The organism is Corynebacterium sp. MSK195 (genome assembly GCF_030228885.1).
Taxonomy (GTDB): domain Bacteria; phylum Actinomycetota; class Actinomycetes; order Mycobacteriales; family Mycobacteriaceae; genus Corynebacterium.
The window spans coordinates 123,936-145,289 of the sequence record NZ_JASPGT010000002.1 but is presented as its reverse complement, the minus strand read 5'-3'; the positions used below and the strand labels follow the sequence as shown (position 1 = coordinate 145,289).

Annotated in this window: 28 protein-coding genes; 18 read left to right on the top strand and 10 right to left on the bottom strand. The window is 60.0% G+C overall.

Features of this window, described 5'->3' with window-relative positions:
- Positions 1 to 274: 274 nt before the first annotated feature.
- Positions 275 to 973, top strand: a complete 699-nt coding sequence (locus QP909_RS02585; protein ID WP_284766026.1) for a hypothetical protein — start codon at positions 275 to 277, stop codon at positions 971 to 973.
- Here the strand turns inward: QP909_RS02585 and amaP are convergent.
- Genes amaP through QP909_RS02555 form a run of 6 tightly spaced genes read right to left on the bottom strand, consistent with a single transcriptional unit; the run spans position 962 to position 4,083 of the window.
- Positions 962 to 1,537: an alkaline shock response membrane anchor protein AmaP gene (amaP, locus tag QP909_RS02580; RefSeq protein WP_284766025.1), complete on the bottom strand. Its 576-nt coding sequence runs from the start codon at positions 1,535 to 1,537 to the stop codon at positions 962 to 964. The two genes, QP909_RS02585 and amaP, sit on opposite strands and share 12 nt — an antisense overlap.
- Positions 1,530 to 2,096 carry a DUF6286 domain-containing protein gene (locus tag QP909_RS02575; protein WP_284766024.1) on the bottom strand — a complete coding sequence of 189 codons (567 nt, stop codon included), beginning with the start codon at positions 2,094 to 2,096 and terminating at the stop codon, positions 1,530 to 1,532. The genes amaP and QP909_RS02575 overlap by 8 nt, the downstream gene beginning before the upstream one ends.
- Positions 2,089 to 3,054: a lysophospholipase gene (locus QP909_RS02570; RefSeq protein WP_284766023.1), complete on the bottom strand. Its 966-nt coding sequence runs from the start codon at positions 3,052 to 3,054 to the stop codon at positions 2,089 to 2,091. The genes QP909_RS02575 and QP909_RS02570 overlap by 8 nt, the downstream gene beginning before the upstream one ends.
- Positions 3,054 to 3,248, bottom strand: coding sequence for a hypothetical protein (locus tag QP909_RS02565; protein WP_005322852.1), 195 nt, complete (start codon positions 3,246 to 3,248; stop codon positions 3,054 to 3,056). Before QP909_RS02565 ends, QP909_RS02570 begins: the two co-directional genes overlap by 1 nt.
- 2 nt (positions 3,249 to 3,250) lie before the next feature.
- Positions 3,251 to 3,598, bottom strand: a complete 348-nt coding sequence (locus QP909_RS02560) for a hypothetical protein (RefSeq protein WP_049378862.1) — start codon at positions 3,596 to 3,598, stop codon at positions 3,251 to 3,253.
- Between the two features lie 5 nt (positions 3,599 to 3,603).
- Positions 3,604 to 4,083, bottom strand: a complete 480-nt coding sequence (locus QP909_RS02555; protein WP_284766022.1) for an Asp23/Gls24 family envelope stress response protein — start codon at positions 4,081 to 4,083, stop codon at positions 3,604 to 3,606.
- A 719-nt stretch (positions 4,084 to 4,802) separates the two neighbouring features.
- Between QP909_RS02555 and rpsJ the strand changes: the two genes are divergently transcribed.
- From rpsJ to rpsQ, 11 genes are read left to right on the top strand one after another with little or no spacing between them, the layout of a single operon-like run.
- Complete coding sequence (gene rpsJ / locus QP909_RS02550; protein ID WP_003848085.1) at positions 4,803 to 5,108, top strand: 30S ribosomal protein S10; 306 nt, start codon at positions 4,803 to 4,805, stop codon at positions 5,106 to 5,108.
- A 23-nt stretch (positions 5,109 to 5,131) separates the two neighbouring features.
- Positions 5,132 to 5,788 (top strand): 50S ribosomal protein L3, encoded by a 657-nt coding sequence (gene rplC, locus QP909_RS02545; RefSeq protein ID WP_238800390.1) that lies wholly within the window; start codon positions 5,132 to 5,134, stop codon positions 5,786 to 5,788.
- Entirely contained in the window at positions 5,785 to 6,438 is a 654-nt protein-coding gene (gene rplD, locus QP909_RS02540; protein ID WP_005322847.1) for a 50S ribosomal protein L4, read from the top strand. Before rplC ends, rplD begins: the two co-directional genes overlap by 4 nt.
- Entirely contained in the window at positions 6,438 to 6,740 is a 303-nt protein-coding gene (gene rplW / locus QP909_RS02535) for a 50S ribosomal protein L23 (RefSeq protein WP_005322846.1), read from the top strand. The genes rplD and rplW overlap by 1 nt, the downstream gene beginning before the upstream one ends.
- 25 nt (positions 6,741 to 6,765) lie before the next feature.
- Positions 6,766 to 7,602, top strand: a complete 837-nt coding sequence (gene rplB / locus QP909_RS02530; RefSeq protein WP_204610252.1) for a 50S ribosomal protein L2 — start codon at positions 6,766 to 6,768, stop codon at positions 7,600 to 7,602.
- Between the two features lie 13 nt (positions 7,603 to 7,615).
- Positions 7,616 to 7,894 (top strand): 30S ribosomal protein S19, encoded by a 279-nt coding sequence (rpsS, locus tag QP909_RS02525; protein WP_005276936.1) that lies wholly within the window; start codon positions 7,616 to 7,618, stop codon positions 7,892 to 7,894.
- A gap of 3 nt (positions 7,895 to 7,897) precedes the next feature.
- Complete coding sequence (gene rplV, locus QP909_RS02520; protein WP_005276938.1) at positions 7,898 to 8,260, top strand: 50S ribosomal protein L22; 363 nt, start codon at positions 7,898 to 7,900, stop codon at positions 8,258 to 8,260.
- Entirely contained in the window at positions 8,260 to 9,003 is a 744-nt protein-coding gene (gene rpsC / locus QP909_RS02515) for a 30S ribosomal protein S3 (protein WP_023027807.1), read from the top strand. Before rplV ends, rpsC begins: the two co-directional genes overlap by 1 nt.
- A gap of 3 nt (positions 9,004 to 9,006) precedes the next feature.
- On the top strand, positions 9,007 to 9,423 hold the full coding sequence (gene rplP, locus QP909_RS02510; RefSeq protein ID WP_023020553.1) for a 50S ribosomal protein L16: 417 nt from the start codon (positions 9,007 to 9,009) through the stop codon (positions 9,421 to 9,423).
- The gene (gene rpmC, locus QP909_RS02505) at positions 9,423 to 9,653 is read left to right on the top strand and encodes a 50S ribosomal protein L29 (protein WP_005322842.1); all 231 of its coding nucleotides are present in this window, start codon (positions 9,423 to 9,425) and stop codon (positions 9,651 to 9,653) included. Before rplP ends, rpmC begins: the two co-directional genes overlap by 1 nt.
- Positions 9,654 to 9,655: 2 nt before the next feature.
- Positions 9,656 to 9,964 (top strand): 30S ribosomal protein S17, encoded by a 309-nt coding sequence (gene rpsQ, locus QP909_RS02500; RefSeq protein WP_049378865.1) that lies wholly within the window; start codon positions 9,656 to 9,658, stop codon positions 9,962 to 9,964.
- A 74-nt stretch (positions 9,965 to 10,038) separates the two neighbouring features.
- Here rpsQ and QP909_RS02495 read toward each other — a convergent pair whose 3' ends face one another.
- Positions 10,039 to 10,833 (bottom strand): siderophore-interacting protein, encoded by a 795-nt coding sequence (locus tag QP909_RS02495; RefSeq protein WP_284766021.1) that lies wholly within the window; start codon positions 10,831 to 10,833, stop codon positions 10,039 to 10,041.
- A 129-nt stretch (positions 10,834 to 10,962) separates the two neighbouring features.
- On the opposite strand from QP909_RS02495, the gene QP909_RS02490 reads away from it, so the two are divergent.
- The 4 genes from QP909_RS02490 (at position 10,963) to QP909_RS02475 (ending at position 14,961) form a co-directional block, all read left to right on the top strand.
- Positions 10,963 to 11,910 (top strand): ABC transporter substrate-binding protein, encoded by a 948-nt coding sequence (locus tag QP909_RS02490; RefSeq protein ID WP_284766020.1) that lies wholly within the window; start codon positions 10,963 to 10,965, stop codon positions 11,908 to 11,910.
- Positions 11,911 to 12,996, top strand: coding sequence for a FecCD family ABC transporter permease (locus QP909_RS02485; protein ID WP_284766019.1), 1,086 nt, complete (start codon positions 11,911 to 11,913; stop codon positions 12,994 to 12,996).
- Between the two features lie 3 nt (positions 12,997 to 12,999).
- On the top strand, positions 13,000 to 14,034 hold the full coding sequence (locus QP909_RS02480) for a FecCD family ABC transporter permease (RefSeq protein ID WP_284766018.1): 1,035 nt from the start codon (positions 13,000 to 13,002) through the stop codon (positions 14,032 to 14,034).
- Between the two features lie 84 nt (positions 14,035 to 14,118).
- A complete protein-coding gene (locus QP909_RS02475; protein ID WP_284766017.1) occupies positions 14,119 to 14,961 on the top strand; it encodes an ABC transporter ATP-binding protein in 843 nt (280 codons plus the stop codon).
- Between the two features lie 36 nt (positions 14,962 to 14,997).
- Here QP909_RS02475 and QP909_RS02470 read toward each other — a convergent pair whose 3' ends face one another.
- Together QP909_RS02470 and QP909_RS02465 are read right to left on the bottom strand one after the other, a co-directional pair.
- Complete coding sequence (locus QP909_RS02470; RefSeq protein WP_284766016.1) at positions 14,998 to 15,390, bottom strand: multidrug transporter; 393 nt, start codon at positions 15,388 to 15,390, stop codon at positions 14,998 to 15,000.
- Complete coding sequence (locus QP909_RS02465; protein ID WP_284766015.1) at positions 15,387 to 16,271, bottom strand: carbohydrate kinase family protein; 885 nt, start codon at positions 16,269 to 16,271, stop codon at positions 15,387 to 15,389. Before QP909_RS02465 ends, QP909_RS02470 begins: the two co-directional genes overlap by 4 nt.
- 20 nt (positions 16,272 to 16,291) lie before the next feature.
- Between QP909_RS02465 and QP909_RS02460 the strand changes: the two genes are divergently transcribed.
- Together QP909_RS02460 and QP909_RS02455 are read left to right on the top strand one after the other, a co-directional pair.
- A complete protein-coding gene (locus QP909_RS02460; RefSeq protein WP_284766014.1) occupies positions 16,292 to 17,500 on the top strand; it encodes a glycoside hydrolase family 32 protein in 1,209 nt (402 codons plus the stop codon).
- A 133-nt stretch (positions 17,501 to 17,633) separates the two neighbouring features.
- A complete protein-coding gene (locus QP909_RS02455) occupies positions 17,634 to 19,655 on the top strand; it encodes a sucrose-specific PTS transporter subunit IIBC (RefSeq protein ID WP_284766013.1) in 2,022 nt (673 codons plus the stop codon).
- A 281-nt stretch (positions 19,656 to 19,936) separates the two neighbouring features.
- On the opposite strand, the gene QP909_RS02450 is transcribed toward QP909_RS02455, so the two are convergent.
- Positions 19,937 to 20,848 (bottom strand): hypothetical protein, encoded by a 912-nt coding sequence (locus QP909_RS02450; RefSeq protein WP_284766012.1) that lies wholly within the window; start codon positions 20,846 to 20,848, stop codon positions 19,937 to 19,939.
- Positions 20,849 to 21,354 lie beyond the last annotated feature (506 nt).

The window sequence follows — 21,354 nt, the reverse complement described above, 5'->3', positions numbered from 1 at the left end:
AAAACGTTGTATGTGACTAATCTAATAACCTGTTACGCGGAGCACAATCACATTAGCCCCGTGACATAAATCCCCAATAAAATGACAGGTATTACTGAACGCGGCTAAGGTGGGAAAACCTTCAATAAATACACCTTGAGCAGGAAATACGCGGCTCGAGATTGTTGAACACTTATAGTATTTATTTAATTGAATGAAATTACCTCGGGGGTGAAAATTCTCCTCTCGGCCCCGGCTGCCGGACCGGCGTGGGTGCTGGGTAATCTTGGCGGATATGGATGACCCCACCCGCATCGATCCCACGCTTGAGTCCCTCCGCCGCGCCTGGGAGGGGCAGCCTGACCTCAGCCTTCCCACTTTCTTTGCCATGCTGGCTAATCAAGGCATTGGATGGGGTGCTACCGACGCCGAACTCGTTGCGGAATTGGAGCGCCAGGCGGGCGTGCATCCGCCCTTGCTTCCCTTGGAGGGCGGCCGCATTGTGGAAGGGGAATGGCTCGTGCTTGCCGACGCCCCCACCTACCGCATCACCGCCACCCCTACCCACATCATTGTGCGCCGCCTTGACACCCAGCCCGTGGTGTGGGCCTATGAGTCCATTCGCCCCACGGGCCCTGGCCGCCCATTTACCATTCGGGATACCGAGGGCTTCGAACACCGCTTTGGCGTGGTCTCAAGTCTCATGCGGTTGAGTGCTGAGTGCCCAGACCTTAATGGCCTGAAGCGGCAGGATTTGGGTGATTTCGTGTTCATTCTTCGCTTCGCAGGGGCCATCGGCGTGCTCGATCATGGGCTGCACCTATTTGCTAAGGAAAACCGCCGCGTAACTCGCCAGGACTACTCTTGGCAGCGCATAGAAAAATGCCGCCCCGGTGAGGAACTGGAAATGATCCTCGGGGGCGGCGAGTCGGCCCGCCTTGGGGCCGTTGAGGAGGTCTTGGTGGCGGAGACTCCTAACCCGCTATTCGGATAGGTCCTTCATCGGACCTACCTTGCTGAACTGCAGCTTGTAGATGGTGTCCAAATCGGCGTCGGGAAACGCTGCGCGGAAATCGCGCTCATTGGTTTCAACCGCACCGGTAAGGCGCTCCACTGGAGTATCCGGATTTGCCGTCACCGTGTACTGCAGCGTGGGCCGCGCGCGGTCATAAGCCACAAGGCGCTCTACGTGGTCTACGCCCTTGACTCCATCCAAATCCTGGGCCACGGCACCGGCGATAGCGTTCATCGAGGTCGTGATAGAGCCCTTGTCATTGGAAGAAGCGGACTCCACATTGTTGAAACGGCGGTGGCGCAGGTTAGCCACCACAATCCACAGTCCCAGAATGAGTAGCAGTGCGGAGCCACCGGCCAGAGCCCACACCCACCAGTCATTGTCCGCCAAGCTCTTCCATGTATCGTGGTCCACCCACAGGGCTAAGTACTTGGCAAACTCGACGTTGAAGTGGATCAAGATAGGCCACACGCCCAAAGCGATGAGGACTATTCCCAGCAGGCCCAGCAGGATGCGGTCAAAGGTAGCAAGTTTTCTAGACATTGTTATCCAACTCCGGAATCTTCTCTACAGCTACGGTGACCTGCGGCGGGTTCTTGAGGTGGGCCAGGCAGCGCGTTACCGCGGTCTCCACCCGGCTCTGCAGCTCCGCATCGTCCGTATCGCCATTAACGGTGACCTTGGCCGTCTTGCTATCCGCGGAGGTCTGCGCCGAGGCCACGCCCGGAACACGGCGAGCAGTAGCCGACGAGAGGCGGGCGATATCTACCGGTCGCATCCACATGGACGCGGTATCGGAGGCAAGTTGCATGTGCGTGGTGCGGCGCGTCTTCACTGCTGCGAAGAGGAAAATCAGGCCTACGACAATGGAGGCAACGCCGGCCCAAATCATCCACGTCTGCAGCTCTTCGGTGGCAATGAGATTAAGCACCGGCTGTACCCAGGACTGGGCATCGGAGCCGGAGCCCACCAGCCACGTCTCGCGCACGCCAACGATGCCCGCGGCGAGCAGCAGGAGCCCAAGGATCACAGCCCAAGTACGCGCCGCCGGAGACGCCTTCGGCTGCTGCCCAAAGTGTTCAGGCATGTGCTGATCAGCCATTATTGCCTCCTTGTGGGCGGTACGGGTTAATGGAAATGGCGCGCAACGGCTCGGGGCGCGGCGCATCGACGTGCACCGGCCGAGGATTCGCCGGCGTGACCTCAATGCGCTTGAGCGGTTGTGGCCGCGGGGCCTTTACCGTGCGCGCAGGAGCAGACTTGGGGGCCTCGACGCGGCGCGGAGTCCACTCGTGGCGAATCTCGATCTCGCGCAGCGGCTGCGGCCGAGGGGCTGCTACCTGAACCTTTCGTGCCAGTGGACGAACCTGCCCACTAGGGATCAACCTGGTTGGGCGAGGTGCAGCCACGCTGTGCACGCGGACCGGCTTGGGTTCCCTGATCGGTCGCACCGTGTGGTCGCTCGGGGACGTCACCTCGCGCAGCTGGTGGTCTGGGAGGTCAGCGGAAATGTTGCGTACCTCGGCCTCGCGCGGGGTGTCCACGGACCGCACCGCGACACCGGTGGCAGGGGCAGCGATGGTGCGCACCGGTGCCTCCTGCGGTGTGGCAATGCTGCGTACATTCACCGACTCCGCAGTGACCGGCTGCCATACCGGCGAGGGCGTGATGTGGGGCGCGACGGCAGCAGCGACTTGGCGCTGTTCCACCTCTGCGGCAGTCACTCGATTGCCCGGAACGGAACCGCCGACGGTGACGTTGACGCGCGTGGTGGAATAACCGGTGTGCGCCGCGATGGCCTCCGAGATGGCGGCACGAGTGTGTTCCGCCACCGTGGTGACCGGCGAAGGCCACACCACGCCAATGGTGGCGTTGACGGCTGCTACCTCGCGCTCTGGGTCCATTTGGACCGAGACCCGTGGAAAACCGCGGCCGCCGATGCCCGCTAGCTTGGCCTCTATAGCCTTGGTGCCGGGCACGCTAGCAATCGCGGCGGTAACGATGTGTTCCATGGTCCGCAGCGAGATACGCGTGTGGCCCTGAGTGGAACTATCTGTCATTAACCTTGGCCTTTCTCCTTACCAATGAGGCCATTCCACACAGAAGTGAGATCAATACGGCCATCAAAGTGTGCACCCACAATGCCGCCGATTGCGGCAAGAAGTACTGCGAGCAAAGTAGGACCCCAGCCTAGGTACAAAAAGAAGGCAAGAATAAGGCCGGAAATGATGCCCAAAGTGGTGTAATTCTTCATATCTATTCCTTCGATGGAGCAGCGGATAAGCCATCTACGGCGTCAGAAAACTCAACGTCAATGCGCTGCAGTTCGGGACAAGCCCCACGGGCGGCGGACCGAATATCTTCTGCCAAGGCATAAAGGTCCGGTGCGGCGCTGATATCAACGCGAATGTTGATCTGCAGGTGGCGATCATCGCGCGGGTCGGGCCGCCGCATGCCGACGATGCGTTCGCCCGGTAGGTACAAACTCACCGAACCGAACGAACCGCCGTCGAGAGCGGCGACGCCGCGTACCTTCTGGACTGCCTCTGCAATAGCGCGGGCGTGGCTTACCTCGAGCTCGAAACGTGCTCGGGGCTCAGGCATTGGGCTTAAGCCTGACCCTGGTTCAAAGCAGCCTGGTCTTCCGCCTCGGACTCATCCTTCGGCAGCTTTACGTCGTGAACGACAACGTTGACGCGCTCGACGCTCAGGCCGGTCATGCGCTCAACGGCATTCATGATGTTGCGGCGGATAGCCTCAGCGAGCTCATGGATGGCCACGCCGTACTCGGCGGTGATGGCAATCTCGATGCGAGCGCTGCCGTCTGCTACCTCTACGTCCACGCCCTGGCGGACGTCTTCAGAAGCACCGAAGGACTCGCGGATATTGCCGATCATGCGAGCACCGCCGCCACCCAGGGCATCCACGCCGGAAACCTCGCGGGCAGCAATACCGGCAATCTTGGACACCACGACATCATCGATGGTGGTGGTGCCGTACTGGGTTTCCAGGTTGTTATTGACCTCGCGCTCCTCGGAAGCAGGAACCTGGTTGTCGGTGTTGTGGGCAGGAGTCTTGTTTTCAGACATGGGCGAGTATGCCTTTCTTTATTGGGGGATACATGAACGCGATATTCAACTATCTAGGCAGGACAAAGTGTCCACAGCCAATGCCTCCGAGCTTAGATACTTCTCAAGCGAGTGTGGGGTGCGAGGCAACAAAATTTTCCAAAACGTGATTTTTGGCACGGTTTAAAGCGCGGCTTGAAAAACCGCAGCCCAACATGCTTAAATACAAAGGTTGCTTTAACAGGGCAGCGAGAACCGAGATTCGGTGATGGCGGCGGACGTCGCCAAGCGTGAGTCTCGGGGAGACGCTGAGCTGGTAAAGCGAACATGACACCTTCGTTGTCGCCATGGTTCAGGGAAACCTGAAGCATTGACTGGAAGGTCATCCAATCGGGCTAGGTCCGCGTTAGAGCAGTGACACCCCGAGAAGATGGACCGGAGAAGGGGCATGGCAAATAAACAGCGGCAGTAGACGAATTGGACACTCTCCACGTGTAATGCGTGAAAACCGTCCTCTTCACAATACTTTGACTACGGGTCTTGTACCCCGTCGAGAGCACTGCGTTCTGGCACTTGCCATGTACCGCAACTCTTGGTCGTCATGGCAGTCAGACCACTGGCGTTGTGTCAGGCCCCAAGCCCGGACAACGTTATAGAGAAATCGAGAAGCAATTTCCCACCGCTTCACGCCCCGGAAACGCCGGGAATGTGAAAGTGGGGAAGCGAGGAAGAGGATAAGCGTGGCGGGACAAAAAATCCGCATTCGGCTGAAGGCCTATGACCACGAGGCTATCGACGCTTCTGCAAAGAAGATCGTCGAGACCGTTACCCGTACCGGTGCTCGTGTAGTTGGCCCAGTGCCGCTCCCAACTGAGAAGAACGTATACGCAGTTATTCGTTCTCCGCACAAGTACAAGGACTCTCGCGAGCACTTCGAGATGCGCACTCACAAGCGCCTGATCGACATTCTCGACCCAACCCCGAAGACCGTTGACGCTCTTATGCGCATCGATCTTCCGGCAAGCGTCGACGTGAACATCCAGTAAGCGACTTTGGTGGAGAACAAATAATGAGTGAAAACGAGATCAAGGGCATTCTGGGCAAGAAGCTCGGCATGACCCAGGTCTTCGACGAGGACAACCGCGTTGTGCCGGTTACCGTCGTCGAGGCAGGGCCATGCGTTGTCACCCAGATTCGCACCCCCGAAACCGATGGCTACAGCGCCATCCAGATCGCCTTTGGCGAAATTGACCCACGCAAGGCAAACAAGCCGGTTGGTGGACACTTCAAGAAGGCTGGCGTAACCCCGCGCCGTCACGTTGCGGAAATCCGCATGGACGACACCTCTGCATACGAGGTTGGCCAAGAGGTCAAGGTTGACATCTTCGAAGGCATCTCCTTCGTTGACGTCACCGGCAAGACCAAGGGCCACGGCTACGCCGGCGCCATGAAGCGCCACGGCTTCGCAGGCCAGGGCGCAGCTCACGGTAACCAGGCCGCTCACCGCCGCGTTGGCGGCATCGGCGGCGCTGCTACCCCGGGCCGCGTCTTCAAGGGCAAGCGCATGGCTGGCCGTATGGGCCACGACCGCGTGACCACCCAGAACCTGAAGATTCAGAAAATCGATGCCGAGTCCAACCTGCTGCTCATCAAGGGTGCTATCCCTGGTGCGCGCGGCGGCCTCGTCACCGTTAAGACCGCAGTGAAGGGCGGTGCACACGCATGAGCAACCTCAAGCTAGACGTCCACACTTCCGAGGGTAAGACCAACGGCTCTGTAGACCTGCCAGCTGAGATCTTTGACACCGAGGCATCCATTGCTTTGATGCACCAGGTTGTTAACGCTCAGCTTGCTGCTGCACGCCAGGGCACCCACGCAACCAAGACCCGCGGCGACGTCCGCGGTGGTGGTCGCAAGCCTTTCCGTCAGAAGGGCACCGGCCGTGCACGCCAGGGCTCCATCCGCGCACCGCACTACACCGGTGGCGGCACCGTCCATGGCCCACAGCCACGCGACTACGCACAGCGCACCCCTAAGAAGATGATCAAGGCTGCTCTCTTCGGTGCACTGTCCGACCGTGCTCGCAACGAGCGCATCCACGTCATCGAAGAGCTCGTACCGGGCCAGAAGCCGTCCACCAAGTCGGCCAAGGCCTTCCTCGAGTCCCTGACCGAGCGCAAGAACGTGCTGCTGGTCATCGGCCGCGAGGACATCAATGCTCGTCGTAGCGCTAATAACCTGCCTAACGTTCAGATCCTGGACGCTGGCCAGCTCAACACCTACGACGTTCTCTACTCCGATGACGTTGTGTTCTCCGTTGAGGCGCTACACACCTTCATCAACCGCGCAACCGGCGCGGATAAGGAGGAGAACTAATGGCTAAGATTTCTAACCCACGCGATATCATCATCGCCCCGGTTGTATCCGAGAAGTCCTACGGTCTGATGGAGCAGAACGTCTACACGTTCTACGTCTCCACGGACTCCAACAAGTCCCAGATTAAAGATGCCGTAGAGCAGATCTTTGACGTAAAGGTCGACTCCGTGAACACCGTGAACCGTGCAGGTAAGCGTAAGCGCACCCGCACCGGTTACGGCCAGCGTAAGTCCACCAAGCGTGCATACGTGACGCTCCGTGAAGGCAGCGACTCCATCGACGTCTTTGGCGCACAGGCCTAAGACGGAGACGAAGTAAGGAAGAATTATGGCTATTCGTAAGTACAAGCCGACAACTCCGGGTCGCCGCGCATCCTCCGTTTCTGAGTTTGACGAGATCACTCGTTCTACTCCGGAGAAGTCCCTGCTGCGCCCGCTGAGCAAGACTGGTGGCCGTAACAACTACGGCCGCATCACCACCCGCCACATCGGCGGTGGCCACAAGCGCCGTTACCGTCTCATCGACTTCCGTCGTAACGACAAGGACGGCATCCCGGCAAAGGTCGCTCACATCGAGTACGACCCGAACCGCACCGCAAACATTGCACTGCTTCACTACGTTGATGGCGAGAAGCGCTACATCATCGCCCCTAAGGGCCTGAAGCAGGGCACCATCGTCGAGTCCGGCCCGAACGCAGATATCAAGGTTGGCAACAACCTGCCGCTGCGTAACATCCCGACCGGTTCCATCATCCACGCTGTTGAGCTCAAGCCGGGCGCTGGCGCTAAGCTGGCCCGCTCCGCTGGTGCTTCCATCCAGCTGCTGGGTAAGGAAGGCAAGTACGCAGTTCTGCGTATGCCGTCTTCTGAAATCCGCCGTGTGGACATCCGCTGCCGCGCCACCGTTGGTGAGGTTGGCAATGCCGAGCAGATGAACATCCGCTGGGGCAAGGCCGGCCGCATGCGCTGGAAGGGCGTACGCCCGACCGTCCGCGGTGTCGTTATGAACCCGGTTGACCACCCACACGGTGGTGGTGAGGGTAAGACCTCGGGTGGTCGCCACCCTGTGTCCCCATGGGGCCACAAGGAGGGTCGCACCCGCAACCCGAACCGCTACTCCAACAACATGATCGTGCGCCGTCGTCGCCCGAACAAGAAGCGCTAAGAGGAGGTAAACAATGCCACGCAGCCTTAAGAAGGGCCCGTTCGTCGATGAGCACCTCCTCAACAAGGTGGATGCTCAGAACGATGCAGGCACCAAGCAGGTCATCAAGACCTGGTCTCGCCGCTCGACCATTCTCCCCGATTTCATCGGTCACACCTTCGCCGTCCATGACGGCCGCAAGCACGTGCCGGTTTTCATCGAGGACTCCATGGTCGGCCACAAGCTGGGCGAGTTTGCACCAACCAAGACCTTTAAGGGTCACGTCAAGGATGACAAGAAGGGACGTCGATAAGCGATGAGTGAGACCATCACCTCCGCATCCGCCACGGCCCGCTACGTCCGCGTCACCCCGATGAAGGCACGTCGCGTGCTCGATCTGGTCCGCGGCAAGTCCGTAAGCGAAGCCCTGGCTATCCTGAAGTACGCACCGCAGGGTGCTTCCAAGCCAGTTGCAAAGGTCGTTGCTTCTGCAGCCGCTAACGCTGAGAACAACTTCGGCCTCGACCCACGCACGCTGGTCATCTCCGAGGCTTATGCCAACGAGGGTCCGACCATGCGTCGTTTCCAGCCGCGTGCACAGGGTCGTGCATTCATGATTCGTAAGCGCACCAGCCACATCACCGTGGTGGTCGAAAGCCAGCAGGAAGGGGCCAAGTAATGGGCCAGAAGATCCATCCTCACGGCCTACGTTTGGGCATCACTTCCGACTGGAAGACCCACTGGTTCGCCGATAAGGACTACGCGAACTACGTAGCCGAAGACATCAAGATCCGTAACTACCTCAACAAGGGCCTTGAGCGCGCCGGCATTGCCGACGTCGTCATCGAGCGCACCCGCGACCGCGTCCGCGTGGACATTCACACCGCCCGTCCGGGCATCGTGATTGGCCGCCGCGGTGCTGAGGCTGACCGCATCCGCCGCGAGCTGGAAAAGCTCACCGGCAAGATGGTTGCCCTCAACATCCTCGAGGTCAAGCAGGTAGACGCAAACGCAACCCTGGTTGCTCACTCCATCGCGGAGCAGCTGGTTAACCGTGTCGCATTCCGTCGTGCAATGCGCAAGGCTATCCAGTCCGCTATGCGCCAGCCACAGGTTAAGGGCATCAAAATTCTGCTGTCCGGCCGCCTGGGCGGTGCAGAAATGTCCCGCGTTGAGCGCTACCACGAGGGTCGCGTTCCGCTGCACACTCTTCGCGCCGAAATCGACTACGGCACCGCAGAGGCCCACACCACCTTTGGCCGCATCGGCATTAAGGTGTGGATCTACAAGGGTGACGTCGTCGGTGGCGTACGCGAGTCCGAACTGAACGCTCCGGCACAGGGCCGTGGCCGTGACCGCAATGGTCGCTCCCGCCGCGGTGGCCAGCGCCGCCAGCGTGCACAGCAGAAGCAGGAGGGCTAATCCATGCTGATTCCTAAGCGTGTTAAGTACCGCCGTCAGCACCGCCCGAACCGTCGCGGCGTGTCCAAGGGCGGTAACCGCATCAACTTCGGCGATTACGCAATCCAGGCTCTCGAGCCGGCGTACATCACCAACCGTCAGATTGAGGCCGCACGTATTGCCATCAACCGCCACGTCAAGCGTGGTGGCAAGGTGTGGATCAACATCTTCCCGGACCGTCCGTTGACCCAGAAGCCGCTCGGCGTTCGTATGGGTTCCGGTAAGGGCCCGGTTGAGAAGTGGGTGGCTAACGTTAAGCCAGGCCGCGTACTTTTCGAGATGAGCTATCCAAACGATGCCGTTGCAATTGAGGCTCTGCGCCGCGCTGGCCAGAAGCTTCCTTGCAAGGTCCGTATCATCAAGAAGGAGGACCAGTTCTAATGGCAACCGGTACCCCCGCCCACGAGTTCCGTGAGCTCGACAACGCTGAGCTGCAGTCCCGCCTGAAGGATGCGAAGGAAGAACTGTTCAACCTCCGTTTCCAGAAGGCCACCGGCCAGCTGACCAACAACCGCCGCATCGGCACGGTTAAGCGCGACATTGCCCGCATCTACACCGTTCTGCGCGAGCGCGAGCTGGGCCTGTCCGTTGCTCCGGGAGCTGAGGCTTAATCATGAGTGAGGCTAACGTGACTGATTCCAAGAAGGCACCTACTCCGAAGAAGGAGAAGGTCAAGGGCGCTCCTAAGGTTCGCACCGGCTACGTAGTATCCGACAAGATGACCAAGACCATCGTTGTCGAGCTGGAAGACCGCAAGCAGCACGCCCTGTACGGCAAGATCATGCGCTCTAACAAGAAGGTTAAGGTGCATGATGAGGAAGAAACCGCAGGCATCGGCGATCTCGTACGCATCGCCGAGACCCGCCCGCTGTCCAAGGACAAGCACTTCCGTCTCGTTGAGATCATCGAGAAGGCTAAGTAAAACCTAGCCAGCAGAAAGCCCCCGCTAACGAACCTAGAGTTCGGAGCGGGGGCCTTCGCCGTTTTAGGACTTCTTTACGGCCGGGCCCTGCCATAAAACCAGTATGGAACCCACGTGACGTCGGTGGTATCTAGGCCCCATTCATTCACCGCGAGGCCTCGCACGCTTTTTGCTAGCCTCCCCTCGCCGGAAGCCCATACGTACCCTGGCCTCGGCGCACCAGCATAGTCCGCTCTCAGGGCGGCAACGACAGCCTCCGCCTCCTCGTGCGGTTGGGTATGAATAATCCGCAGGCTGCGTACGCTCGCCTCCCATCTAGCTGCGAGGCCTGGTTCTACCTCGTCGTTGCTGGTAACCACGGCCATAACGTCGGTGGCCCGAAGCATTTCCGGGTTATGGTCTTCTTGGTAGGCCAAAATGTGCCGCAGCGCGGGCAGGGCGGATGCGTCGGCGACTAGAAGTTGTGGCTTCTCGGTTGGCCGCCACAGGTCGTTGCAGGTGAAGAACCCCGCTGTATCCCCGGCTTGTGCGCGGCGAATCCACCGCGAGCCAGGTCCTGAATCACCGTGTGTCACCACGTCGACATCGACTGTGGCCTCCTCCGAGTGGAGCGCGCGGATGGTGTACCAGCGCAGGTCCGGCCGCCTCTCCTCGTCGATCGCGCTCACAGCCGAGCGGAGGTTTATGCCGTCGACGGGGAAGGGGGTAAATTCTTGTTCAGCTCGGGGCATGACGAGTCCAAAGAATTCATCGGGACCGGAGAGTGTGTATGTCCGGAAAGCCTCGGCGTAGAACGTGAGCCGGTGCAAGCGCGGACGGATCCGTCTATTGGCGGTCAAAGTAACGGGGATGAGTTCGTGCGCAGACATTGGGGCCGATTGTAGAGAAGGGTTCATGTGTCTAATAAACTACTATTTTAGTTTAGCCTTGCCTAATCGTGCCTATGCGTTATAAGGTAAGCAAGGCTATTTTCCTCCTTTATTGAAAGGCTTAACCTCATGAAGATTTTCGGCCGTCGCACCATGGGCGCAGTAGCAATGCTTTCCGCCGGAGCCTTAGCTTTAGGCGGTTGCTCGCGTGGTGAGGGCAATGAAACAGCTCAGGCGACCGACGCTGCCAGCGAGCAGCGCGTGGCTAGCCTGGGTCTAGGTGATGCCGACACGCTGCTTGCCTTGGGGATCACTCCCGTAACGGTGGCGCCGTGGGGCGCTGAGGGCGATGGCGACCCTTCGGGCGTCGGACCCTGGGCAGAGGAACTTTTGGGCGAGGCAAAGCCTGAGGTGATTTATAATACCGCAACCGGATTTACGGCGGATACCTTTGAGCAGGTCACCGCGGCTGACCCCACCCAGATCATTGCGGTGAACCAGGCGGTGGATGCACGCACGAAGGGATCCCTGGAAGAAATCGCGCCTACCACCGTCAAGCCGAACGGCTATGAAGACTGGCAGGTGCCCTGGGAAAAGCAGGTAGAGACCATCGCGGATGCGGTGGGCAAAAAAGACGAAGGCGATAAGCTTATCGATGACACCGAAAAGGCATTCGAGGAATTCCGCCACGAGCACGCGGAATTGCAGGATAAGTCTGCGGCCATCGTCATGCCTTATGACGGCAAAATTGGTCTATACACCGAGGAGGATGGGCGTGGACAATTTATCGAGAACCTTGGCATGGAGATCCCCGATGCATTGCAGGGCGATGGAGGCAGCTTCTTCGTCGACATTGCCCCAGAAAACTACGCGAAGCTTAACCAGGTTGATTACCTCTTTGTCCTGGACTACAACGGCTCCTCCGATGTCTTGAAGAAGGATAAGACCTTCCAAGGCCTCGACATTGTCAAGGATGATCGCGTTCGCTACTTGGATACGGATACCGGCAATGCCATGAGTATGCCGAACCCGGTGACCATCCCCTGGGCAGTAGATAAATTTGAAGAGAAACTGTAATTGTCAACAACCACGATGGACGGCCAACAAATCCAGTCGGATTCCGCAGCAGATAGTCCTACGACCACCGGCACCCACGCACCGGTAGTGGCGCGGGCACAGAGTCATAAGATGCTCCTTGTCGTCTTCATCCTCGCCAGCCTGGTGTTGGCGGTGGCGTCTTTGGCGGTGGGATCCCGCTCGATTCCGCCCGGGGAGGTTATTGCTGCCTTGCACGGGGCAGGGGAGCAGGATATCCGCGATATCGTGTGGAACCTGCGCCTGCCGCGCACCTTCTTGGCTTATTTCGCCGGCGCGGCTCTTGCTGTGGCCGGTGTGCTGGCACAATCGTGGACCAGAAACCCGCTAGCGGATCCAGGATTTATTGGTGTTACCGCGGGCGCGTCCTTCTTCGTTGCCTTAGGCACGGCCATTGGCATTGCTACCTCCATCAGTATGCGGACCGCCCTCGCGCTCGTTGGCGCGGGTATTACTACGCTGCTGGTCTTAGCCGTATCGCGGCGGTTTGAGGATCCCCTGACGCTCATTCTGGTGGGTGCCGGCGTCTCCGCAGCCTTGGGATCGGGCGCGACGATCATCGGTCTATATTCCACGGACGTCCTCGATAGCATGCGGCGGTGGACTATCGGCTCGACCTTTGGCCGCGGCCCAGAAGATGTCGCGATCGCGGGCATAGGGCTAGTTATTGGCGTAGCGTGTGCGGCGATGGTGGCTAGACCCCTCGACCTTCTGGCAATGGGGGAGGAGTCCTCCCTCGCCTTAGGTGGGTCCCCCACTACCGCGCGGGTAGGCGCGGCGCTCAGCGTCGTGGTGTTGGCTGGCAGCGCAACGGCAGCAACGGGTCCCATTGCCTTCGTCGGTTTTGCCATTCCCCACATCGTGCGGAGGGTGGTGGGCCCTAGCGTTGCCACCTTGCTTTTGCCCTCTGCGCTCTTGGGCGGTTGTGCCGTACTTGGCGCCGATATCACCGGCCGCCTCATTGCGGGTAACTCGGAGCTGGAGATGTCGATCGTCCTCGCGATAGTGGGCGCACCTTTCCTCATTTGGGGTGCTCACCGCGGCGTGGGCAGAGCATGGGGGCAGTAAAGCATGACCGCAATCAGCACTATTTTAAAAGCTCAACAACGCCGCCGGCACGTGCGCGTGTTCGCTTCCACGCTGGCATTCATCCTCATCGCCCTTAGTGCGTACCTAGTATTACTCGGGCAAGGTCCCATGGCATTGAGTCCGAGGCAGGTCATCGACGTCCTCACCGGAGGCGGCAGCAAGAACCACATCAGAGTGGTGTGGGACTTGCGCCTTCCGGTTGCCATCGCCACCGTTATCGTGGGCGCAGCCCTCGGCTTGGCCGGTTCTTGGACGCAAACCATGGCTCGCAACCCGCTGGCCTCCCCGGATATTTTAGGCGTTACCGGCGGGGCGTCGGTGCTGGTGGTCTTGGGCACCGTGCATTCGCGCCCCAGTTTCGCCGAGGGTATCCCGGAGTTTTGGTGGCGGGCATGCTTGGCGATGATCGGCGCCCTCCTCGTTGTCATCCTCCTCGCTGTTCTGGGTGGCATCGGTACGAGCAACCGCATCGTCATCATCGGTATTGCGTTATCGCTGATGTTTAACGCCCTCGTCGCGTATTTAATGCGCAGCGCCCAGATCCTGCGCGCTGCGGAGGCGCAGACTTGGCTCGCGGGATCGACTGGATTTGTACATATGGAGGTCATCCTCCCCCTCCTGGCGGCATTAGCGCCGTTTCTCGCCATAGGCATCTGGTGCGCGCGGGAGCTGCCGCTGCTTGCCCATGATGATTCCTCCGCAACCACCCTGGGCGTGAACATCGCCCGCCAGCGCGCCCTCCTGCTTATTGCGGCAACCGGTATCAGCGCCGTGGTGGTCTCGGTGGTGGGGCCCATTGGGTTTATCGCGCTGTTGGCGCCGCACCTGGCGCGGATGGTGGCGCGCACCCCCACGCCATCGCCGCTGGCATCGGCAGCCGCGGGTGCCGCATTACTGACCGTGTGTGCTGTGATCGCTGGCGCTATCCCGGTAAATGCACCGGTGGGTGCGGTTTCCTCGGTCATTGGTGGCTGCGCCTTGGTGATATTGGTGTGGAATGCGGCCGGGCGCAGCTAAACGTTGTGCCGCGGCACAGCAGGGGAACGGATAAGCACGGTGCCAGATGGTGCTAGACAGTCAGACGTGGATGAAGGAAAAGAAATGAAGGATAATCAGCCTAATCAGCCTAAACAGACCACGACCCCGAAGCCTCGGTGCAGCCTCCACGCCACCGGCATTCATGCGGGATATAAGGATGGCGAGGATATCCTTGCCGGCGTTGATCTGCACGCCCGCGCCGGCGAAGTCACCACGCTCATTGGGCCGAATGGCTGCGGCAAGTCCACGCTGCTGAAAACTCTCTCGAAAATCCTGGCCCCGCGGCAGGGCAGCGTCATGGTCGGGGAAGTTGACCTACACGCCATGTCCGCGAAGGATGCCGCGCAGCAGGTGGCGCTGCTGCCACAGCACCCCGTGGCCCCCGATGGGCTGCGGGTGGGGGAGTTGGTCGCGCGCGGGCGTCATCCCTATCAGGGGAGGATGCGCGGCCTTTCCGCGACGGACCGGGAGATCATTGCGCAGGCCTGCGAGGCTACCGACATTGTGGACTTCCTCGATCGTGATATCGCTTCGCTATCGGGCGGGCAGCGCCAGCGCGTCTGGCTGGCGTTGGCACTGGCACAAGATACGCCCGTGCTGCTTCTCGACGAACCCACGACCTTTCTCGACCCTGCCCATGCCATGCGCATGCTGGAGTTGGCCCGCGCACAGGCGCAGGCGGGAAAGACAGTGGTTGTAGTCCTACACGATCTCATGCTGGCGGGCCACTATTCTGATTCCATGGTGGTGATGAAATCCGGCGATATCATCGCTCGTGGGGCACCGAAACAAGCGCTGTCGCCGAAGGTATTGGCGCAGGCCTATGGCATCGAGGCTGAGGCCTGGGAGGATCCGCTTGGCGATGCCCCCATTATCGTTCCCCGCCGCGTCGTAGCGGCGCATTAGTGAAGACCTGACAATGGTGGCTGTGTGCCAGAGGCTTTACTTGACCTTTCGTTGTACATCTAGAAAGGAAATTGCCACTACAAAAAGATTGAGCACGCTTCCCGCGCCGAGCAAAAAGGTGCCGATTCGATAGGAGCCTGTGCCTACGGCGGCCATATTGCCGTAGATATAGACCCAGATGCCCCAGCCGATGAGCAGAACGAGGCCGGCAAGACCAGAGAGCAGGCGGAGGCTACGAGGGGAGGAGGGGGCGAAGAATTTATAGGCGGCGTCGACAAGCGCGCAGGCAGCAATGCCCAAGCTCAAACCGCCAGTGAGCCAGACCGGCAGCAGAGCGGAGGTGCCAAAGACCACCGGCAAAATGAACGCGAGAAACGCCAGGACAAAGAGCGCGGCGTGCAGCCACAGAGTGCGCTTGGTGTAGGTCATAGCGAAGCCTCTACTTCCTCGCGGCGCGGGGGATTGGCGCCCTTGCGGGAGACGGTGATGCCGGCGGCAGCCACGGCGAAGGACAAGATGTCTTTCCACTGCGCCGGATCCAGGGCAACAAGGGCGGCGGCGTCGAGCCCGCGTTCATCAATCTGGGTCAGCAGGGCGGCCATGATGGTGTCGCCGGCACCGATGGTATCGGAGACGGTTACTTGCGCGGCCGGCACCGAAAGGGTGGTATCGCCCGCGCGCACGCTCAGGCCCTCGCCGCCGTGGGTGACTACTACGATGGGGACCTGCGAAATGAGGTCGTCGCCCAAGAACTCGACCTCTTCATCAGAAAGCTTCAACAAAGTCACGTAGGGGAGAATCTCCGCCAAGAATTCGCGGTGTTCCGCCGTGGCGTAGAACGGCCGGATATTCGGATCCAAGGCGACCAACGTGCCTTGGGCGGCAAAATCCTTCAGCAGTTGCGCATAGCGGGAGGCACCAGGTTCAAGGGCGAGGGAGACCGTGCCGAAGCAGGCGATATCGGCCGGCACCAGCTGTGGCTCAACCAGGCGATCGGTCGTGCCCTCGATATAGAAGTTATAGGAGGCCGAGCCGTCCTCATGGATGGTGGTCACGGCCAAAGTGGTGGGCTCATCGCCGCGCTGCAGGTGAGTGGTGGTGACACCCTCGGCCTCGAGGCGGGCGACGAGCTCCTGCCCAAAACCATCGGTGGAAATGCGGGATTGGAATTCTACGTCCGCCCCCAGCCGCGCCGCCGCGATGGCCACGTTAAATGGCCCGCCGCCCAGCGCCGGGGTGTGGTCGTTCAAGCTGCCTGGGGCCACGGGAACGAGGTCCACCAAGCCTTCGCCGCACACATGAATAGTCATGTTTCCATAGTATCGGTGACATGAACTACCGTCCCAATTTTCACCTCGCCCCGCCGCAAGGACGCCTTAATGATCCCAATGGCGTCTTTGTGGATGGCGATACCCTGCACGTGTACTACCAGCACGACCCGGCCTTTCCCCGCAAGCCCAAGCGCACGGGCTGGGGGCATGCGACGGCGAGCGTATCGGTTCCCACGCCGTGGCAGCACCACCCCGATGCCTTGTACCCGGACCTGCCCTATGACAAGGATGGCTGCTACTCGGGCGGGGCGGTGGTCGATGGCACCGACGTCTGGCTGTTTTATACGGGCAATGTGAAGGAGGACGGCCGCCGCATTCCGTCCCAGAATCGCGTGCGGGCCATCGATCCTTCGGGCCCAGAGGGTGGAATCTATCTCCGCGATGAGAATAACCCCCTTATCCCGGACTCCCCGGAGGGCTATACCGGGCACTTCCGGGATCCACAGATTACCCGCGATGGTGATGGCTGGCGGATGGTCATCGGTGCCCAGACCGAAGACGAGCGCGGCACCATTGTCCTGTACCGATCGCAGGACCTGGCCCAATGGGAATTCCAGGGCGAGATTTCCTTCGACGATCCTTCGCAACTGCCTGGGGGCTACATGTGGGAGTGTCCCAACCTCCTCACCTTGGGTGATAAGCAGGTGCTTATCTTCTGTCCACAGGCAGAAACGGATCGCTGCGGCTATATCGTGGGCACGCTGGATGGCTTAGACTTCCATATCGAGCGCGGTTTTACCCTCTTGGACCATGGCACCCAGTTCTATGCGCCGCAGGCCACCGAGGATGGCATCTTGCTGGGCTGGATGGGCATGCCCGCACAAGATGACACCCCGACGCAAGGTTGGGTCCACACTTTGACCCTCCCGCGCCGCATCTGGTTGGAAGATAACTATCTGCACCAGGAGCCGCTGTGGTCCGCGTTGCCGGAGACCCACGGGCGCGAGGGCTTTGGCTCCACCATCGACATCAAGGGTGAAGGCTCCTTTGCTCTTATCGACGCCGCCGGGGACGAAGCCTTCCGCGTCACCCAGCACGACGGCACCATCGCCTTTAACGGCGGCGATCCCATCGACTGCCCGGATGGCGAGATGCGCTTGATTGCTGATGGCTGCGCCGTTGAGGTCTATGCCGGTGGTGGTCGCGTCGCCGCGTCCTTCGCCGTGTTTGGCCAGTCCCCTTGGCAGGGGTGGGAGCCGCGCGGGTAGGTGTACCCGGAACCGGTGAAGTTGCCAACACTCCGCCCGAATGTGTGGACTTAGGCCCGAATCCCGGCTGTAATGGAAATAAGCAGTCACGTTCGGTATTCGGATGTGAGCCATTACACTGAAGGGCTCTTCTATGGACCATAAGGAAGTAGCCGCCCGCACGCTTAAGGCGCTGGGCGGCGAAGACAACATCATCGCACTCGCGCACTGCGCCACGCGCCTGCGCATGGTGCTGCAAGATTCTGACAAGGTAGACACCGCCGCGCTGGATAATGACCCCGACCTCAAGGGCACCTTTGAGGCCGGCGGTATGTTCCAGGTCATCGTCGGTCCCGGCGACGTCAATATCGTCTTCCAGGAAATGACCAACCTCATTTCCAAGGACGTGGCCGTATCCACCGACCGCTTGAAAGACATCGCCGCCGAATCCGGCAATTGGTTCAGCCGTGCGGTCAAGGTGCTTGCGGATATCTTCGTTCCGCTCATTCCAATTCTGCTTGGCGGCGGTCTGCTCATGGCGCTCAACAACGTCTTGACAGCTGAGGGGCTCTTCGGTGACCAATCCGTCATCCAGATGTTCCCCGCCTGGGAAGGTTTTGCCGGCTTGGTGAACCTGCTTGCCTCTGCGCCGTTTGCCTTCCTGCCCATCCTCGTGGGCTTTACCGCGACAAAGCGCTTTGGCGGCAATGAATTCCTCGGTGCCGGTATGGCCATGGCCATGGTCATGCCCGATTTGGTCAGCGGCTACAGCGTGGCCGAGGCGATCGAAAACGGTGAGATGTCCTACTGGAACATCTTCGGCTTCGACGTTGCCCAGGCCGGCTACCAGGGCTCCATCTTGCCCATCCTGGTGATTTCGTGGATTCTCGCCACCTTAGAGAAATTCCTGCACAAGCACCTCAAGGGCACGGTGGACTTCATGCTCACCCCGCTGCTCACCCTGCTGATTACTGGCTTCTTGACCTTCATGGGCTTGGGCCCCATCCTGCGCACGGCCGGCGAGTGGCTGGGTATGGGCCTGGCCAATCTCTATGACTTTGCCGGTCCCGTCGCCGGCTTCCTCTTCGGCCTCGTCTACTCGCCGATTGTGATTACCGGCCTGCACCAATCCTTCCCGCCGATTGAGACGATGCTGTGGAACGAGGGCGGCTCCTTCGTCTTCCCGATTGCCTCCATGGCCAATATCGCCCAGGGCGGCGTCGCACTCGCCGTGTACTTCCTGGCCCGCTCCGAAAAGCTCAAGGGTCTGGCCGGCGCGTCCGGTATTTCTGCCCTCTTTGGCATTACCGAGCCCGCCATCTTCGGTGTGAATCTCCGCCTGCGCTGGCCGTTCTATATCGGCATGGCAGCATCTGCGATTGCTTCTGCCTTCATCGCCATCTTTGGCGTGCTTGCCGACGCCCTCGGTGCCGCCGGCTTCATTGGCTTCGTCTCCGTCCCCCGTTTCGTCCCGACCTTCCTGTTGTGCGGCGTTATCTCCTTCGTAGTCGCCTTTGTGGGCGCGTACCTCTACGGACGGGTCCTCATTCGTAAGAATGGCTCCATCGACCCGGATGAGGTCAACCCTCCTGCAGCCGATGCGCAGGCCGCCGCAGCCACCCCGGCCGCGGTAGCTGCCGACGATGCGTGCACCATCTTCTCCCCGCTGGAGGGCACCGCCGTACCGCTGTCCCAGGTCAGTGACCCCATGTTTGCTGGCGGCAAGCTGGGCCAGGGTGTGGCAATCGAGCCGACCGTGGGCAAGCTCGTTGCGCCTGCCGACGGCAAAATCACCGTCACCTTCCCCTCCCACCACGCCTACGCCATCCGTACCAAGGATCCAGCGGTGGGAAATATCGATATCCTCATGCACATTGGTTTCGATACGGTAAACCTCAAGGGCGAACACTTCACCTCCCACGTCACCAAGGGCGATGAAGTCAAGCGAGGCGATATCCTTGCCGAATTCGATATCGACGCCATCAAGGCCGCCGGCCTTCCGGTAACCACCCCGGTGGTGGTCTCCAACTCCAAGAAGACCGGCCCCGTAATTCCTACCGAGGCCTTCCGCCCCGGCGAGCTCATTGGCTCCGGCACCGATATCTTTACCGTGGACCCCAAGCCGGCCGCAGTACCTGCACAGACAGCCTCGCCGGCTTCCGAATCCGCGTCTTAATGCGCATCCTTTAAAAGCCAACGGTGGGCTTTCGGGCCCATCATTTTAGGGCCACCCCATTAGGTCCATAGTGATCAGGCCGATCTGAGGAAAACCACCCCTCAGATCGGCCTTTTCCACCTCAATTCAGCCTGATCAGATCGGCCTTAAATCGGATGGGCCCTTGATTCTGTGTGACCGCAGTTTTAGTCAGGCATACAAAAAGCTGTGCCGGCCGGACCGTAGTCCGACCGGCACAGCCAGTCTCAGTTTCAGACCCTACTCAGTAGGGGAGTTCTTTCTTAAGCGAAGAACTTGCGGCGTGCAGCGAAGGCGCCAGCAGCAACCATTGCAGCTACGGCCAGAGCAGCCAGAGCCTGTGCAACGGAGTTGGAGCCGGTCTCAGCGGCCATGCCGCGAACAGAGTCGGTGCCCTCGCCAGCAGCCGGTGCAGCCGGTGCGCCAGCCTGAGCGGCGTCGCCCTCAGCCAGCTTGCCGCCCTGAGCAATAACCTCATCCTTGTTGGCGTTCAGCATCTGCTCGGAAGCAGCCTTCTCCTCAGCGGTTGGCTCCTGGCCCTTGCGTGCCTCGTCCTTGACGTAGGTCTTGCCGTCCTGGGACAGGTACCAGGTGATGCCACCGATAACCAGGGCAGCCGGAAGAGCCAACCAAGCCAGCTTCTTCTTGTCGAAGCCAGGCTTCGGATCCTCAGATGGGAAAGCCTTGGCGTAAGCGTCGCGCATCTCGTCGGTGATCTCTTCGTTCACCTTAGCCGGGTCGTTAACGTAGATAGCCGGATCCTTCAGGCTCTGGTACCACTCGTTGCCCTCAGCGTCCTTCTTGGTAGCCGGAGCTGGGACGTCGCTGGTGTCCTGCTGTTCATTTACGAACTTTTCGGCCTGCTCAGCGGTCAAGCGAACAGGGTTACCATTTTCTGGCTTAGACAGCCAAGAGCCGTCTTCCTGCTTGAAGTAATCAACGCCATCGACGTTGATTGGATCGGCAGCGGTATCGTGGCGCTCGATTTCACCTTCGCCCTCTTCGACAGGGGCGTCCTCAGCGCCGGTCTCCTCCTCTGCGGTCGGGGTCGGCATCTCGGTCAAAGGCTTGTCCTCGACTGGATCCGGAATCTGAGCCTGGGCAACAGCTGCGCCGCCGAAGGCGAGCGCGCCGGTCAGTGCTGCAGCGGTCAGAGTCTGTGGCAAACGCTTCATGTGTTTCTCCTTTAGGGAATGTGTTGTTACGCGCATCCGGTGGAGGTACGCGCCAAAAGATACGAGTCGTTCTCGACGCCAATCACAATAGTCACAAGGTTCACAGTTGTCACGCGAAAAACGGCAGTTAACTGTAATTTTCATGCGTTGCGACTGTGGAAAACCTAGAAAAATAGAACAGCTGTGTGACTGAAATTGCACTAAGGGTCGGTATGATGCTGTATGTAAGTGCAGATAGTGCGGTCAACTTCGTCATATATGCGTGTCGCTGCATTCGAAATCAGAGGCCAAGGGGTAAGTGGGGGTGTTGGCGAAAATAATTTGGGAAGAGAGAGGGGGCGTCGGCAAGCGCTAAGCGGTGTTTTGGTATGGGCGCTGACGTGTGGTTGAATGTATAGGTTGCAAAAGCTGGTCGGCCCGTAGCGGTGCGTTTCCGAACCGCCGGTCCGAGACCCTTCGGCACAGTCTGTTGTAAAGGCTTGAGCATCGTAAGTTTGTAGACCGCG

Bases quoted from the DNA above. Each gene is read 5' to 3' on its own strand.
- QP909_RS02460 (WP_284766014.1), top strand. From the start codon at position 16,292: ATGAACTACCGTCCCAATTTTCACCTCGCCCCGCCGCAAGGACGCCTT.
- QP909_RS02455 (WP_284766013.1), top strand. From the start codon at position 17,634: ATGGACCATAAGGAAGTAGCCGCCCGCACGCTTAAGGCGCTGGGCGGC.
- QP909_RS02560 (WP_049378862.1), bottom strand. From the start codon at position 3,598: ATGCCTGAGCCCCGAGCACGTTTCGAGCTCGAGGTAAGCCACGCCCGC.
- QP909_RS02495 (WP_284766021.1), bottom strand. From the start codon at position 10,833: ATGTCTGCGCACGAACTCATCCCCGTTACTTTGACCGCCAATAGACGG.
- QP909_RS02565 (WP_005322852.1), bottom strand. From the start codon at position 3,248: ATGAAGAATTACACCACTTTGGGCATCATTTCCGGCCTTATTCTTGCC.
- rpsQ (WP_049378865.1), top strand. From the start codon at position 9,656: ATGAGTGAGGCTAACGTGACTGATTCCAAGAAGGCACCTACTCCGAAG.
- rpsC (WP_023027807.1), top strand. From the start codon at position 8,260: ATGGGCCAGAAGATCCATCCTCACGGCCTACGTTTGGGCATCACTTCC.
- QP909_RS02490 (WP_284766020.1), top strand. From the start codon at position 10,963: ATGAAGATTTTCGGCCGTCGCACCATGGGCGCAGTAGCAATGCTTTCC.
- QP909_RS02470 (WP_284766016.1), bottom strand. From the start codon at position 15,390: ATGACCTACACCAAGCGCACTCTGTGGCTGCACGCCGCGCTCTTTGTC.
- rplD (WP_005322847.1), top strand. From the start codon at position 5,785: ATGAGCAACCTCAAGCTAGACGTCCACACTTCCGAGGGTAAGACCAAC.
- rpmC (WP_005322842.1), top strand. From the start codon at position 9,423: ATGGCAACCGGTACCCCCGCCCACGAGTTCCGTGAGCTCGACAACGCT.
- rplW (WP_005322846.1), top strand. From the start codon at position 6,438: ATGGCTAAGATTTCTAACCCACGCGATATCATCATCGCCCCGGTTGTA.
- rplP (WP_023020553.1), top strand. From the start codon at position 9,007: ATGCTGATTCCTAAGCGTGTTAAGTACCGCCGTCAGCACCGCCCGAAC.
- rplB (WP_204610252.1), top strand. From the start codon at position 6,766: ATGGCTATTCGTAAGTACAAGCCGACAACTCCGGGTCGCCGCGCATCC.
- QP909_RS02450 (WP_284766012.1), bottom strand. From the start codon at position 20,848: ATGAAGCGTTTGCCACAGACTCTGACCGCTGCAGCACTGACCGGCGCG.
- QP909_RS02480 (WP_284766018.1), top strand. From the start codon at position 13,000: ATGACCGCAATCAGCACTATTTTAAAAGCTCAACAACGCCGCCGGCAC.
- QP909_RS02555 (WP_284766022.1), bottom strand. From the start codon at position 4,083: ATGTCTGAAAACAAGACTCCTGCCCACAACACCGACAACCAGGTTCCT.
- QP909_RS02585 (WP_284766026.1), top strand. From the start codon at position 275: ATGGATGACCCCACCCGCATCGATCCCACGCTTGAGTCCCTCCGCCGC.
- QP909_RS02465 (WP_284766015.1), bottom strand. From the start codon at position 16,271: ATGACTATTCATGTGTGCGGCGAAGGCTTGGTGGACCTCGTTCCCGTG.
- QP909_RS02570 (WP_284766023.1), bottom strand. From the start codon at position 3,054: ATGACAGATAGTTCCACTCAGGGCCACACGCGTATCTCGCTGCGGACC.
- rplV (WP_005276938.1), top strand. From the start codon at position 7,898: ATGAGTGAGACCATCACCTCCGCATCCGCCACGGCCCGCTACGTCCGC.
- QP909_RS02575 (WP_284766024.1), bottom strand. From the start codon at position 2,096: ATGGCTGATCAGCACATGCCTGAACACTTTGGGCAGCAGCCGAAGGCG.
- QP909_RS02475 (WP_284766017.1), top strand. From the start codon at position 14,119: ATGAAGGATAATCAGCCTAATCAGCCTAAACAGACCACGACCCCGAAG.
- amaP (WP_284766025.1), bottom strand. From the start codon at position 1,537: ATGTCTAGAAAACTTGCTACCTTTGACCGCATCCTGCTGGGCCTGCTG.
- rpsS (WP_005276936.1), top strand. From the start codon at position 7,616: ATGCCACGCAGCCTTAAGAAGGGCCCGTTCGTCGATGAGCACCTCCTC.
- rplC (WP_238800390.1), top strand. From the start codon at position 5,132: ATGAGTGAAAACGAGATCAAGGGCATTCTGGGCAAGAAGCTCGGCATG.